Below are 13,528 nucleotides of genomic sequence, written 5' to 3' on the forward strand. Positions count from 1 at the left end.
CAATTACATGATATAACACTGATTATTCAGGAAGAATCATATACAAGCAAAAGCAGCTTCCTAGACAACGACATATTACCAGCATATGAAGAAAATCAGAAAAAACAAAATAAATACGAGTTCAAAGGAAAAAGAATCAAACGAGGATTATATAAAACGTTGAAAGGAAAACTTATTAATGCAGATGTAAATGCCGCCTGCAATATTATACGTAAAAGTAAGCAGAAATTCAATAATGAACGACTGTGTAAGTGGGTACAGTCCGCTCCAGCTAAAATCAAACTCATATAACAAAAAATAATCATACACATAAAAAGATAAATGTTGGATGGGGATTTAAACAAAGAATATAAAAGATATAACATTTATTTTTCTTTTAATTTTATATGTTTTTGTCTCATCATCATTATTGTTTCATTGTATATTAATGTTGTTTGTTTGATTTGAACAAAGACAAAAAAAAGATATAATCTTATGTTTTTTTTTAGAATAAGAACAAAGATTATTACTATTATTATTTAGTAATACTTTTATTCTATCAAAAAAATAATTTTGTCGGGGACTCATAATTCTTCTTAAAAATTGAAATCTCAAATATTTTTATAGGATAATAAATAAATAAATAATTAGATTTATGTCTATAAATTTGATGGAGATATTTAATGAAAACACTTTCAGATTTAAAACAATCAGTTCTTATTCCAACATCTTCTTCATTAGATGAACTTTTGGGTGGGGGTATAGAAAAAGGAGCAATTACTCAATTTTATGGGCCACCCGGTTGTGGAAAGACAAACATTGTTTTAAAAATATTATATGAATCGACTAAAAATGGTTCTAAAGCAATTTATATGGATACAGAAGGTGGTTTGTCATTAGAGAGAATTCAACAAATAGCAGCATCTGATTTTGATTCAATAGCGCGAAACATATTTTTATTAGAGCCAAAAACATTTGATGAACAATTACTTGAAATTCAAAATATAGAACGCTTATTACAAGAAGATAGTTCCATAGATATTTTAATTATAGACTCTATTGTTGCACTCTATAGAGTGGAAGATGGAGATCCGTCAGAAATCAATAAAAAATTAGGTAGATTGATGGCTAAATTATTAACTTTAAGCAGACAGTTTGACATAGCTGTTGTTATAACAAATCAGATATATTCTCCTTTTGATTCTGATGATTTAATTGTGGAGCCTATAGGTGGAACAGTATTAAAATATTGGAGTAAAATTATTATAGAAATAGAAAGAAATTTGGGTTCTTTAACAAGAACTGCCACATTGCAAAGACATAAAAATAAATCTCCGGGGCAAACAGTTTCTTTTGAGATAACAGATAGGGGTATTTCATAAACAATTTAAGGAGTTAAATTATGGTATTTAAAAAGAAGGAAAAGAAAATTCCCACTGGTTTTAATTCAGTTAACGAATTTTTTGATTATTTGTATAAGAAAGAAGATTTAATTTGGATGGGACAAAATACAAATCACTTACAAAAAGATAAACATATAGAAAATGCATTAATTGAAGCAGCAAGAAAAAGAAATTATTGTAAGTACCCACCACCAGAAGGTTTTCCTGAATTAAAGGAATTAATTTTAAAAGATTTGGATCTTGATAAAGAGGTATACGATATACAGATTACTGCTAGTGCAACTGAAGCATTATATTTGGCTATTAGTACAACATTACATCATACTACCAATACTATAGCATCTGATCCTGGTTACTTAATCATTAACAATTTCTGTAATAGGTTTGGACATCATGTAAAAGAAATTCCAATTTATAATGAAGAATGTGGTTATAAATTAACACCAGAACTCATTAAGGAAAATATAGATTTACAGACAAAAATGATTATATTAATTGATCCTATGAATCCTATGGGATACACATATACTGAAGAAGAAATTAAAGAAATTGCAGAAATTGCTAAAGAAAACAATATCTATGTGTTACATGATATAACTTACAAGGATTTTGCAAGAGAACATCATTTGGTAGCTCATTATGCTCCTGAACATACAATAACAATTTATAGTTTCTCAAAAATTTTCGGTATGGCTGGATTAAGAATAGGGTCTGTAATAAGTTCACCTGAATTAATCAGAAAAATGAGGGCAAGTGTTATAAATGATTTGGGAACTAATTCATTAGCACAAGAAGCAGGAATTGCTGGTTTAGAAAGTAAAAATGAATGGATTACTGAAGTTAAGGAAACTTGTTTCAAAAATCAGGAAATAATTAAAGAAACTATTGATGAAGTTCCGGGAGTATTTTTACCATTATATCCAGTTGATGGTAACATGATGACTGTGGATGTTTCAGGTACTGGTTTAACTCCTGAAGAAATTTCTGAGTATCTATTAAAAGAAAAAAGTATATTTGTACGTGAAGGAAATTATACTAGTAAATTATTTGGAGATAAATATATAAGAATTAGTTTTTCAATCCCAACAGAACAAGTAATGGAATTTAGAAAAGAATTCCCTGAAGCTATTAAGGTATTACAGGAAAGAAAAAAGGAATAAATAAATCATTTTGATTTATTTTTTTTCTTCTAAATCATTTGGATTGACTATTTCTGCATCAGGATTTTCTTTTGACTGTTCAGCAGTTATTTCTGATTTAGATACATTTAATAGTAAATAATCGCCTACTTGTGCAATCATATCTGGTGTTACTTCAATATTTACTTTTCTTAAACTTAGTTCACCTGAATTAATAATTATCTCATTAATATTGTTGGATTTGATATCTATATCAACATCTTGAACTTTTCCAACATCGTTAGCATTACAATCTAGAACTTTTTTACCTATAATTTTAGAAGTTTTCATTAAAATCACCTTATATCTTTTTATAATATTATATGTATAATTTAAACAATACATTATTTATATGTTTATAATTTTTAGGAGTGTTTGAATAATATGGAAGAAGCATGTAGATTAATCATTAAAAAAGCAATTGATAATAACATATCTACTAAAAAAGAATTAGAAAAATTAAAAATTCAAACATGTAGAGAATTAAATTTGCCGGGTTTTATGAGTAATTCAAAGATATTGCAGTTTGCCAATTCTCAGGAATTGGAATTATTGAGGCCAATATTGATGAAAAAACCATCCAGGACTATTTCTGGAGTGGCAATAGTTGCAGTTATGTGTAGTCCTCACAAATGTCCTCATGGTCGTTGTAAATATTGTCCGGAAAGCAGTGTTGCACCACCAAGTTATACTGGTGAAGAACCTGCCGCTTTAAGGGCAAGGATGTTTGAATTTCATCCATATATACAAACATTTAATAGATTATATCAACTTAATAATATTGGACATCCTATTGATAAAGTAGAATTAATTGTTATGGGTGGAACTTTTGCTTCCAGAACATTAGATTACCAGGAATGGTTTGTTACTCAATGTTTAAGGGCTATGAATGATTTTGAAAAAGTTAGTTCTCAAATTCCTAAAAATCAGAGAGAAATTGAAATAGTTCCTCCATCCGATTTTTTATATCTTAAAGATGTTCAAAAAACGAATGAACACAGTAAAGTAAGGTGTGTAGGTTTAACTTTTGAAACAAGACCTGATTATTCAAAAACTGAAGAAATTAACCGAATGTTAAATTATGGTGTTACACGGGTCGAACTCGGAGTTCAAACATTATATAATTATCGTTATAAACGTGTAGATAGGGGACATACTATTCAGGATGTTATTGAAGCAAATCAATTATTAAGAGACTCTGGAATTAAAGTAGCTATGCATATGATGCCAGGATTATTCTCTACGTTTGACAGTGATTTAAATATGTTCAAACGATTATTTACTGAAGAATCATTTTCTCCGGATATGCTAAAAATTTATCCTTGTTTGGTTACTGAAGGTTCTGAGTTTTATGATATGTGGAAAAAAGGTGAGTATGAACCATATTCTTCAGAGGAAGCTGTTGATTTAATTGTTGAAATTAAAAAAATTCTTCCTAAATGGGTACGAACTATGAGAATTCAAAGGGATATTCCAGCAACTTTAATTGATGCGGGTGTTAAAAAGTCTAATCTAGGTGAATTGGTTTATAATAGGTTGGAAGAGGAAAATGTCCAATGTCAATGTATTAGGTGCCGGGAAGTAGGTCATAAAAAAGCGCATGGTGTAGAACCTGATTATGACAATATCGAATTATTAAGAACGGACTATGATGTTACTGGAGGAAAAGAAATATTCTTATCCATTGAAGATCAAGAAAATGACATACTTATTGGATTTACAAGATTGAGAATTCCTTCCAAAAATGTATTCCGGCCTGAAATTACAAATACCAGTGCTTTGATTAGGGAATTACATGTCTATGGGCAAATGCAAGAAATCGGAAAAAATGATAATCAGTTATGGCAACATAGGGGTTACGGTGCTGAACTACTTAAAAAAGCAGAATCTATTGCTAAAGAAGAATTTAACAAGGATAAATTGTTGATAATAAGTGGTATTGGAGTCCGAGATTATTATAGAAAGTTGGGATATCACAAAGATGGACCTTACATGTCCAAGTTTTTATAAGTTGTTCATAAAAAATTGTATAAATAATTATTAACATAGATAAATATAGTTTATAATTTTAAGTATCATTCATTAGGTTGTATTATTTTGGAAATAGAAACTTCTGCAAGATTACATTTATCTTTAATAGATTTAAATGGATTAGAAGGTCGGTTGGATGGTGGTATAGGAATTACCTTAGAAAAACCATCATTAAAAATGGAATGTTTGGAGACAAATGACGATACAATTGTTGAATTTAATGAAAATATTTCTCTTTCAAACAAGGAAATATATGAATCAAAAATATTGGAAGCAGCCAAGAAAATTAAAGAGTATCTTAAAATTGAAACAGATTACTCATTAAAAATTAATGAAACTTACCAGATTCATCATGGATTGGGTTTAGGTACACAATTGGCATTATCAACCGCAAAACTAATTTCTTCATTAAATCATGTGAATTTAAATGGTTATGAATTGGCTAAAATAATTCAAAGAGGAGGAACTAGTGGTATTGGTGTACATTCCTTTGATAAAGGTGGTTTAATTGTTGATGGAGGTCATAAAAAATCAGTTAAAAAGGATTATTTGCCTTCTTCAGCATCAAAAGTTTCACCACCTCCATTATTGGCAAGATATGATTTTCCGGAGGATTGGGATATAATTCTTGTAACTCCAAAAATTTCACAGGGAGCTTCCGGAAACGAAGAAATAAATATATTTCAATCATATTCTCCTATAAACATAAATGATGTGGAAAGGATATGTTACTTAACATTGATGAAATTAATGCCTTCTGTTCTTGAAGTGGATATTGATAGTTTTGGGGATTCAGTAAAAAAAATTCAATCAATAGGATTTAAGAAAATAGAAAGAGATTTACAAGATTCTAAAATAAATAATTTATTAAAAAACATGGATGATATCGGGATTCCTTGTGTTGGTATGAGTTCATTTGGACCTACCTGTTTTGGAATAACAGATTCGTTATCAAATAAATTGAAAAAAGAATTAAGAGATATTGCAGGAAATAATACAGATATCTGCTTTACAAAAGGAAAAAATCATGGAGCCATAATCAAAGAGTAGGTGGAAAAAATGGATATAATGAAAGGGAAAGTATGGAAATTTAGAGATAGTATAGATACTGATGTAATAATTGCTGGACGGTACCTAAGAACATTCAATCCTCAAGACTTAGCTGATCATGTAATGGAAGCAGAAGATCCTGAATTTTCACAAAAGGTTAATGAAGGGGATATCATTGTTGCCGGTTGGAATTTTGGATGTGGTTCATCAAGAGAACAAGCACCTGTTGCCATAAAAACAGCTGGAGTATCAGTTGTTATAGCAAAATCATTTGCAAGAATTTTTTATAGAAATGCTATAAATATTGGGTTACCTGTAATTACGGCAGATATTGGTGTGGATGAAGGGGATATTGTTGAAGTAAATGTTGAAGAAGGAACAATTACTAACATAACAAAAGAAAATACGGTCAAATTTAAACCTTTTGACCCAACAATGTTAAATATTTTAGAAAATGGTGGATTGGTTGAACAATATTTGAAAAATAAGGGGGAAGAATGATGGTATGTCCTAGTTGTGGATATGATGACTATGAAATATTAAAATCTAAAGGGAAAAAGAATAAGGAATTGCTGGTTCAATGTTTAGAATGTAATCATGTTTATCACGAAATTGCTCCTGAAGAAGCATATGAACTTGATGTAAGGGTAATTATAAGTGAATTTGAAAAATCATGGAAAACTAGCATTAAATTATATTCTGATGAATATTTAGAAACAGGAACTTTATTATATATTGATGATAAGGATGTTGAAGTTACATCAATTGAAAATAATGATGGAAACAGAGTTTATGAATGTCCTGTGGTTGATATTAAAACAATTTGGGTTAAATCATTAGATACTTTAGCCAGGATTGGTATTTCCATTGATAATCAGGGAAATGTTATTTCTCATAAGATAGAAGTTGAACAAGAATTTATTATTTCCATCGGTGATATTGGGGAGATAAATGGTTTAAAATTCAAAGTTTATGGTATAAAAACTTTAGAAAGAAATATGAAAAAAGGTTTTGCATATGCTAGGGTTATAAAAAGAGTATATGGTAAATTATTATCTTCAAAAGACAAGTCTAAAGTTAAATATGATTTAACAGAATATGTTGTTAAAACAACTTCTAAAGAAAAAAGTTATAATTAATTGTGATTCGATGAAAGTTTATTTAGAAAGTTATGGTTGTACCTTTAATCAGGCTGATGGTCAGATTATGACTACTTTGTTAAGTGATGAACATGAGTTGGTTGATAATATAGACGATGCGGATGTTGTAATATTAAATACATGTTATGTTAAGTTACCCACCGAACAAAAGATGATTACTCGGATTAACAAAATAAAAACAGAATTTCCCGATAAAAAATTAATAGTTGGGGGATGTATGGTTGAAGTTGATCCAATACGTTTAAATAAATTTGCGGGTGATGCCTGTTGGATTGGACCCCATAAAATTGATAAAATTAATGAAGTGGTAAATAAGTCAATTAATGGCGAAGTTGTACACGAATGTGGAAAAACTTCACTTATCAAAGCAGGTACACATAACAAGGATTTTAATTCATTAACTCATATATTACAAATTTCTGAAGGATGTAATGGTTCATGTACTTTTTGTTGTACTAGGATAGCAAGAGGTCATCTGGTAAGTTATCCTATTGAAACAATTGTTGATGAAGCTAAAATGGCAATATCGCAGGGTTGTAAAGAATTACAGGTTACAGCACAGGATTCAGCTTGTTTTGGTTTAGATTCAGGCGAATCATTTTCCGAATTATTGAATAAACTTGCTTCTATTGAAGGGGATTTCCGTATTCGTGTTGGGATGATGCATCCAAAAAGTCTTAAAGGTCAATTGGATGAAGTTATATCTGCCTTTAAAAATAATGAAAAAATTTATAATTTTGTACACATTCCTGTTCAAACAGGTAGTTCTAAGGTTTTAGAAGAAATGAATAGGTTACATGGTTTAGACGAGTATTATGATATGATAAATCAATTTAGAAGTGAAATTCCAGATTTATCTATTGCAACGGATATTATTGTAGGTTATCCTACAGAAACTGATGATGATTTTGAAAAGACTATTGATATGTTATATGAAGTCAAACCAGATATAATTCATATTTCAAAATATATGCATAGACCCGGAGCTAAATCCAACACATTACCTGAAATTGATCATAAAGTCATGAAAGAACGTTCCCATAGGATTAATGAAGTTAAAACCGATGTAATGTTGGAAAATAATAAAAAATATGAAGGGACTGTTCAAAAAGTATTGATTACTGGTAAAGGAAGCTCTGGTGGTTTTGTAGGATATACTAATTCCTATAAAAACGTTATAGTGGATGATGTTCAAATAGGTTCTTTTGTTGATGTAAAAATAACAGAAGGTAAACGAACATATTTAAAAGCTGAAAAAATATAAAATAATTTATTAAATAAATTAAATATAATTATAAAGAGTTAAATAAAGAATTGATTATTATGAGTTTTATAGTATGTCGAAGTTGTAAAAAATTTGTTGAGGTTGATGAAAAACTTCCTTTAAACTTTTATAAATGTGAAAATTGTGGACATACATTAGAGTTTGCTGCTAATGAAACAGAATTAAAAATGATATTAAATGATATAATTCTTCCAGAGATTTCATATAATAAAATATGTGCTTCATGTAACTCATTAAATCCTAGGGAAACAGGTGCATGTTTACATTGTGGTTCTACAAATTTACATTTACAGTACAATTTAGATAGTATTCCTAATTTCAATGATTTAAATGTTAATAATCTTGAAAATGATTCTAAAACTACTCAAACAATAATCATCCAATCTAAACCAGCATTTTCTCCAAGAAATAGTTTGATATTCAGATTATTTTCGTTGATGATAGGATTAGTTGATTTTTTCTTCTTTTCATTGATAGGAATTCAATTAGTGTTGGGATCAGCTGAATTACCTGCTGATGTAATGGCATTTGCAACTCAGAATATGTATCCTTTGATGGCTGTAATTTGCACGTCTTTAATTTTAGCAGGAATAATGTCTGTTATGATAATTCCACGTATGAGTTATAAGGATTCTATGGAAATATCTTCTTCAATAGGGATAGTTGTTGGTTTAATAACATTTATTGCTACTAAAGATTTATACACAGTTATTCTTTCAATAATATTCTGTAGTATATTATCTGGAATAGGTGGTTTGATTGGGGAGTTTATTATTCATAAATTATCTAGTCGTTCCAAAAATTAATTCTATAAACTACCATAAAGTATATATATTATAAATTATTAATATAATATTAGTCTTTAAAAGAGATATTTCTGGGCCGATGGTCTAGAGGTATGATACCTCCTTGACGTGGAGGGGATCGCGAGTTCGAATCTCGTTCGGCCCATAATTTTTTTTGTTGCCGTGATAGTTCAGATGGGAGAACGCCAGACTGAAGATCTGGATGTCGCTGGTTCAAGTCCGGCTCACGGCATAACCTTTTTATTAATAACTATTTTTATAATAATTTTTACATAACTATTTTAATGATAAATAATAACATTTATTATAAGATATATTTTTTGAGGACTTAATATGAATCTTGATAACTCAATTGAAAAGACTTTGAATGAAATACAAAAAGTTATGAATACAAATAGTATTGTTGGAACTCCAATTGATGCTGATGATAAACTTATTATTCCTATATCAAAAACATCATTAGGTTTTGGAGTAGGTGTTGCAGATAATAAAGGTACAAATGAAACAGGTATTGGTGGAACTGGTGGTGGTGGATCCATTGATCCTGTAGCTTTGTTAATTGTTTATAAGAATATTCCTGGACCAAATGGTGTTGAATTGGTTCAAATTAATAAAGATGACTCTTTGGAAGGATTATTATCTGGTGTCAGTAAAGTTGTAATGGGTGTACTTAACAATGCTAAGGAGACTCCTGCTACTGAATTACCATCAGAGTCCAGTATTGATAAAATAAAAACAAAAATTAAAAAAGAGTCCGGATAAAAAGTTAATATTTTAATTTTTCAATTAAAAATAATGAGTTTGAATTGTCATGATTATAGAAATATTGTTGGTAATATTATTTATTTTAGCATTATCACTTTTTTTAATATTTTTAAAAACATGGCATATACATATAATTTTAAAAAATAATAATTTAGATTATTCGTTTGATATTAAGATAAATTTTTTATTTTTTAATATATTTCTTTTCACTATTGAAAAAATAGTTTATCTAAAATTGCAAGCTTCTTTTTTTTCTAAAACATTAGATATTTTTGAATTGAAGTTAAACGATGAAAAATCAGAAGAAATTGAAAATACATCTTCGGAAAATGAAGAAGGCACTTTTGATAAAATTAAACAAGTATTACCTTTACTGGATGATTCAAAAGGCGATTTATATTATATTATAAAATTAATAATCAAAATGGTGAAGTTTGATGAATCCTATGTAATTTTAAATATGGGTCTTTTAGAAAATGATTTGACTATAAAATTATGTACTTTATTATGGGCTTTGGCAGCACCATTATATCCATTGAATTTTAAATTATATTTAACTCCGGAAATGAATAAATTTTTAGTTAAATCTGATGTAAATGTTAAATTTGATATATTATTATTTAATTTAATTAAAATATTATTCTATATTCTTAGAAGAGATAGATTACGTGAATTAATTAAAGTTTTAACCCAGTAGGTTTTTCTATGATATCTAAAAAATATTTATTGGATTCTATAAACATTGGTGAAAGAAAGATATTTCCAATAGCTTCACTAAATATTGTTTTTTTAAAAAATAATTTTTTTAGTTATGATTTTAAAGTAGTAGCTTTTAAAATAATAGAAAAAGATTTAATTTATTTTATAAATTTGGATTTGTCAGATGAGGAGTTTGATAATATTAAAAAAAATGAGAAGAGTAGTTAAAACATATTTTTATATGCTACTTCTATATCTTCAGCTTTTAAAGTTTTTCTTCCATTAGTTTCAGCATTTTCTAATGCATATTCTGCGATTATTGTAGAAATTTCTTCTAAATATTCAGATAATGCTATTTTAGCATCTTCACTAACTCGTTCAGCTCCTCCGTTTTTAATAATTCGTCCTAACGGAGTTAATGGTAATTTTGCCATTACATTTTTCCTCCAAAATTTCTAAGTATTTTTAATAAACATATTTGTAATTATTAAAAGATTTTTTTTACATATTGGATAGATATTACATATTTACGCATATCTTTTTAAATAATTACGTATTTAATTTTTATTTTATCTATTATTAATAATTTAACTTTTTTTCTAGGATTTTTTTGAAAATGTAATGTTTTTTTAAAATTTTTTAATTCGTTATTTTAAATATAACTTGTGTTTATTACTTTAAATAAGCTAAAATTAAGTATTTTTTATAAAAATAGTATAATCTTTAAAAATATTATAAAATAAATAAAAAGGGGGTTAACTAAACCGTTATTGTTTATTTAAGTTTGCCAAAATTTCTCTAGCCCTGTCTGAGTTTAATGGGATATTGAATTTTTCTTCTATATTCGGTCTGTATATGTTATTCATAGAACAGAATGGAATAATTCTACCATCAGGTGTTGCATAGTGAATTACACATCTACGTACTCTATCTTGGTCAAAGTTAAACGGATCCATGAAATGCATACATGAAATCAATAAAGCATTTACGTGGAAGTCACCTAAAGCATTATAATCCTTTTTGATAAAGATATTTTTAAGTAATTCAATAATATCTATGTAAGATGGTGATTTTTTGGTATCCACTGTTTTAGGTAATTCTTTTAATGCACGTGCAATTGTTTTAGTTTTGGAAATTCTGGAATTTTTTTGAATATCCGGAATACTTTTTTCAATCAAATTCATGAATTTATCTACATCAATAAAATCTGTGATAGGGATAACACTGCCATCTTCTTCTTTAAAGACGTATGTTCCAATTCCACAATGTTCGTGGCATGTTAATGCTACTTCAGCTTCAGTTCCACTCATTGCTGATATTAAATCGGATATTGGTGCAACAGTTGATGCGGAATAGAAAGCATCTTCGGTGATATTGAAATCGGTTTGTTTTTCAACATTTTTCATAAAGTCATCGATGGTAATACGTTGTTCTTCAACTTGATCTGAAGGAGTTCTTCCTGCAAAGGATACCGGTTGGAAATTAACTCCACGTATTACATCAATATTATCTAATGCAAACTTGATAATGTCTCCAACTTGGTCATTGTTTATTCCTTCAACTAATGTTGGAACTAAAACAATACCTAATCTGGCTTTTCGACAATTTTCAATAGCTTCTATTTTTTTACTTAAAATATTAGCATTACGGGTTTTGATGTATGGTTCTTCAGTAACCCCATCAAATTGTAAGTAAACTGTGTTAAGACCTGCTTGTTTAAGTTCTTTAGCTAGATTTTCATCATTTGCTAAAGCTATACCATTGGTTGCAATTTGTGTATGAGTAAACCCTTCTTCTTTTGCAATTTTGATAAGTTCTACTATGTCTTTTCGTACAGTAGGTTCTCCACCGGAATATTGTATTGCGGGTGTTGCAACCGGTTGGTTTTTTCTTAAATTTTTAAGCATTTGTCTAATTTCATCCTGAGAAGGTTCATATAATGTACCTGATTTTGCAGCGTTAGCAAAACATATAGGACAGGATAAGTTACACCTGTTGGTAACATCAATCAGACCTAATATTGTTTGACTTTCATGCTCTTTACATAATCCACAGTTTGAAGGACATTCCCCATTCAATTCTTCCTTAAGATTATTTAATTTGTGAGGTTCTGCCCCATATTTTAAAGCTTTTTTATAAGCTTCTTCATCATGCCAGTAAGTATTATCAAATTTTCCGTGTTCTGGACATGTTTTTGTAATATATATTGCATTATTTTTTGTGTATACTTCAGCATCCAAAATTTTTAGACATTCTGGACATAAACTTTTTGTTTTAGAGATTATTGACAATCAAATCCATCCCCTAACTTAGATATTCTTTAAATATAATAATTTTTTTTATAAATTTGGTATTTCATTATTTAATATTAATTAGTTTATTTGTTGTTACTATGATATACTTTTTATTATATTATTTTTTCTATAAGATTTGTTAAATTAATTTAAAGATTGTTAAATGGGATATGCTATGAAAAATAATTAAAAAAATATTAATAAAAATTTTATATTCATTTTAATATCGTAATAAATTTTAACTTAGAAAAATTTTTATAAATTAATTTTGAAATATTATATTATAATATTTAATGGAACATTGAGGATTAAAATGGATTTTATAACAATTATTTTGTATTCTATATATTTGATGATTCCCGCATATTTTTCTAATGGTTCTGCATTAGTCTTTGGTGGTGGAACACCAATGGATTTTGGTAAATATGCTTGGGATGGCCGACGATTGATTGGTGATGGATGCACCTGGCGGGGTTTAATTGGTGGTGGATTATTAGGAATGATTGTTGGCGGAATTTTGGGCTTTTTAGCTGATTGTGGTATTGCATCAGGGTTATTTAACATATCTGCTTCTCAAATAACAGTTATCTCTGGAAGTATCCCTCAAGGTTTATTAATGGGTTTTTTATTAGGTTTTGGAGCTTTAATAGGAGATGCAATAGGAAGTTTTATTAAAAGAAGATTAAATTTTGAACGTGGAAAACCGGTACCTCTGTTAGATCAATTAGATTTTGTTGTATTTGCATTGTTATTTGTTTCATTAGTAATTAATTTAAGTTGGGAAATGATTGTTATCATATTGTTTGTCAGTGTTTTCTTACATTTGGGTGCAAACATATTTGCTTATTTAATTAATATTAAAGATGTATGGTATTAGA

The 13,528-nt window shown here is 28.4% G+C and carries 16 protein-coding genes and 2 tRNA genes; 15 read left to right on the forward strand and 3 right to left on the reverse strand.

Features of this window, described 5'->3' with window-relative positions:
- The 3 genes from QZZ11_RS03175 to QZZ11_RS03185 form a co-directional block, all read left to right on the forward strand.
- A partial coding sequence (locus tag QZZ11_RS03175) for a hypothetical protein (RefSeq protein ID WP_292473551.1) occupies nucleotides 1-291 on the forward strand: 291 nt, incomplete at its 5' end.
- Between the two features lie 371 nt (nucleotides 292-662).
- Complete coding sequence (gene radB, locus QZZ11_RS03180; RefSeq protein ID WP_292473553.1) at nucleotides 663-1,361, forward strand: DNA repair and recombination protein RadB; 699 nt, start codon at nucleotides 663-665, stop codon at nucleotides 1,359-1,361.
- A 20-nt stretch (nucleotides 1,362-1,381) separates the two neighbouring features.
- Nucleotides 1,382-2,542, forward strand: coding sequence for a pyridoxal phosphate-dependent aminotransferase (locus QZZ11_RS03185; RefSeq protein WP_292473555.1), 1,161 nt, complete (start codon nucleotides 1,382-1,384; stop codon nucleotides 2,540-2,542).
- Between the two features lie 15 nt (nucleotides 2,543-2,557).
- Here the strand turns inward: QZZ11_RS03185 and QZZ11_RS03190 are convergent, their stop codons facing one another.
- Nucleotides 2,558-2,851, reverse strand: a complete 294-nt coding sequence (locus QZZ11_RS03190) for a PRC-barrel domain-containing protein (protein WP_292473557.1) — start codon at nucleotides 2,849-2,851, stop codon at nucleotides 2,558-2,560.
- A gap of 93 nt (nucleotides 2,852-2,944) precedes the next feature.
- Here QZZ11_RS03190 and QZZ11_RS03195 point away from each other — a divergent pair, with 93 nt between their 5' ends.
- The 11 genes from QZZ11_RS03195 to QZZ11_RS03245 all read left to right on the forward strand — a co-directional run bounded on the left by QZZ11_RS03195 (nucleotide 2,945) and on the right by QZZ11_RS03245 (nucleotide 10,584).
- On the forward strand, nucleotides 2,945-4,570 hold the full coding sequence (locus QZZ11_RS03195; RefSeq protein ID WP_292473559.1) for a tRNA uridine(34) 5-carboxymethylaminomethyl modification radical SAM/GNAT enzyme Elp3: 1,626 nt from the start codon (nucleotides 2,945-2,947) through the stop codon (nucleotides 4,568-4,570).
- An 87-nt stretch (nucleotides 4,571-4,657) separates the two neighbouring features.
- Nucleotides 4,658-5,641: a beta-ribofuranosylaminobenzene 5'-phosphate synthase gene (locus QZZ11_RS03200; protein WP_292473561.1), complete on the forward strand. Its 984-nt coding sequence runs from the start codon at nucleotides 4,658-4,660 to the stop codon at nucleotides 5,639-5,641.
- A gap of 9 nt (nucleotides 5,642-5,650) precedes the next feature.
- Nucleotides 5,651-6,142 (forward strand): homoaconitase small subunit, encoded by a 492-nt coding sequence (hacB, locus tag QZZ11_RS03205; RefSeq protein WP_292473563.1) that lies wholly within the window; start codon nucleotides 5,651-5,653, stop codon nucleotides 6,140-6,142.
- Entirely contained in the window at nucleotides 6,139-6,780 is a 642-nt protein-coding gene (locus QZZ11_RS03210; protein ID WP_292473565.1) for an HVO_0476 family zinc finger protein, read from the forward strand. Before hacB ends, QZZ11_RS03210 begins: the two co-directional genes overlap by 4 nt.
- Nucleotides 6,781-6,790: 10 nt before the next feature.
- A complete protein-coding gene (locus QZZ11_RS03215; protein ID WP_292473567.1) occupies nucleotides 6,791-8,065 on the forward strand; it encodes a tRNA (N(6)-L-threonylcarbamoyladenosine(37)-C(2))-methylthiotransferase in 1,275 nt (424 codons plus the stop codon).
- A gap of 59 nt (nucleotides 8,066-8,124) precedes the next feature.
- Entirely contained in the window at nucleotides 8,125-8,892 is a 768-nt protein-coding gene (locus QZZ11_RS03220; protein ID WP_292473569.1) for a hypothetical protein, read from the forward strand.
- Nucleotides 8,893-8,965: 73 nt separating this feature from the next.
- Nucleotides 8,966-9,037, forward strand: a tRNA-Val gene (locus QZZ11_RS03225).
- Between the two features lie 14 nt (nucleotides 9,038-9,051).
- Nucleotides 9,052-9,124 (forward strand) — tRNA-Phe (locus tag QZZ11_RS03230).
- Nucleotides 9,125-9,225: 101 nt separating this feature from the next.
- The gene (locus QZZ11_RS03235) at nucleotides 9,226-9,654 is read left to right on the forward strand and encodes a spore germination protein GerW family protein (protein ID WP_292473571.1); all 429 of its coding nucleotides are present in this window, start codon (nucleotides 9,226-9,228) and stop codon (nucleotides 9,652-9,654) included.
- Nucleotides 9,655-9,703: 49 nt separating this feature from the next.
- Nucleotides 9,704-10,354 (forward strand): hypothetical protein, encoded by a 651-nt coding sequence (locus tag QZZ11_RS03240; RefSeq protein WP_292473573.1) that lies wholly within the window; start codon nucleotides 9,704-9,706, stop codon nucleotides 10,352-10,354.
- 8 nt (nucleotides 10,355-10,362) lie between these two features.
- Nucleotides 10,363-10,584 carry a hypothetical protein gene (locus QZZ11_RS03245; protein ID WP_292473575.1) on the forward strand — a complete coding sequence of 74 codons (222 nt, stop codon included), beginning with the start codon at nucleotides 10,363-10,365 and terminating at the stop codon, nucleotides 10,582-10,584.
- Here the strand turns inward: QZZ11_RS03245 and QZZ11_RS03250 are convergent.
- Together QZZ11_RS03250 and tes are read right to left on the reverse strand one after the other, a co-directional pair.
- Entirely contained in the window at nucleotides 10,581-10,790 is a 210-nt protein-coding gene (locus QZZ11_RS03250; protein ID WP_292473577.1) for a histone family protein, read from the reverse strand. The genes QZZ11_RS03245 and QZZ11_RS03250 overlap by 4 nt on opposite strands.
- 333 nt (nucleotides 10,791-11,123) lie before the next feature.
- Nucleotides 11,124-12,641, reverse strand: a complete 1,518-nt coding sequence (gene tes / locus QZZ11_RS03255) for a tetraether lipid synthase Tes (RefSeq protein WP_292473609.1) — start codon at nucleotides 12,639-12,641, stop codon at nucleotides 11,124-11,126.
- 322 nt (nucleotides 12,642-12,963) lie between these two features.
- Here tes and QZZ11_RS03260 point away from each other — a divergent pair, with 322 nt between their 5' ends.
- The gene (locus QZZ11_RS03260) at nucleotides 12,964-13,527 is read left to right on the forward strand and encodes a CDP-2,3-bis-(O-geranylgeranyl)-sn-glycerol synthase (protein WP_292473579.1); all 564 of its coding nucleotides are present in this window, start codon (nucleotides 12,964-12,966) and stop codon (nucleotides 13,525-13,527) included.
- Nucleotide 13,528: the final 1 nt, after the last annotated feature.

Source organism: Methanosphaera sp. (assembly GCF_016282985.1).
GTDB lineage: Archaea > Methanobacteriota > Methanobacteria > Methanobacteriales > Methanobacteriaceae > Methanosphaera.

What these genes read in the sequence shown, in the direction of transcription:
- QZZ11_RS03195 (WP_292473559.1), top strand. Translation starts at nt 2,945, where the DNA reads ATGGAAGAAGCATGTAGATTAATCATTAAAAAAGCAATTGATAATAAC.
- QZZ11_RS03250 (WP_292473577.1), bottom strand. Translation starts at nt 10,790, where the DNA reads ATGGCAAAATTACCATTAACTCCGTTAGGACGAATTATTAAAAACGGA.
- QZZ11_RS03215 (WP_292473567.1), top strand. Translation starts at nt 6,791, where the DNA reads ATGAAAGTTTATTTAGAAAGTTATGGTTGTACCTTTAATCAGGCTGAT.
- QZZ11_RS03245 (WP_292473575.1), top strand. Translation starts at nt 10,363, where the DNA reads ATGATATCTAAAAAATATTTATTGGATTCTATAAACATTGGTGAAAGA.
- QZZ11_RS03235 (WP_292473571.1), top strand. Translation starts at nt 9,226, where the DNA reads ATGAATCTTGATAACTCAATTGAAAAGACTTTGAATGAAATACAAAAA.
- QZZ11_RS03220 (WP_292473569.1), top strand. Translation starts at nt 8,125, where the DNA reads ATGAGTTTTATAGTATGTCGAAGTTGTAAAAAATTTGTTGAGGTTGAT.
- QZZ11_RS03240 (WP_292473573.1), top strand. Translation starts at nt 9,704, where the DNA reads ATGATTATAGAAATATTGTTGGTAATATTATTTATTTTAGCATTATCA.
- radB (WP_292473553.1), top strand. Translation starts at nt 663, where the DNA reads ATGAAAACACTTTCAGATTTAAAACAATCAGTTCTTATTCCAACATCT.
- QZZ11_RS03210 (WP_292473565.1), top strand. Translation starts at nt 6,139, where the DNA reads ATGATGGTATGTCCTAGTTGTGGATATGATGACTATGAAATATTAAAA.
- QZZ11_RS03260 (WP_292473579.1), top strand. Translation starts at nt 12,964, where the DNA reads ATGGATTTTATAACAATTATTTTGTATTCTATATATTTGATGATTCCC.
- QZZ11_RS03185 (WP_292473555.1), top strand. Translation starts at nt 1,382, where the DNA reads ATGGTATTTAAAAAGAAGGAAAAGAAAATTCCCACTGGTTTTAATTCA.
- hacB (WP_292473563.1), top strand. Translation starts at nt 5,651, where the DNA reads ATGGATATAATGAAAGGGAAAGTATGGAAATTTAGAGATAGTATAGAT.
- QZZ11_RS03190 (WP_292473557.1), bottom strand. Translation starts at nt 2,851, where the DNA reads ATGAAAACTTCTAAAATTATAGGTAAAAAAGTTCTAGATTGTAATGCT.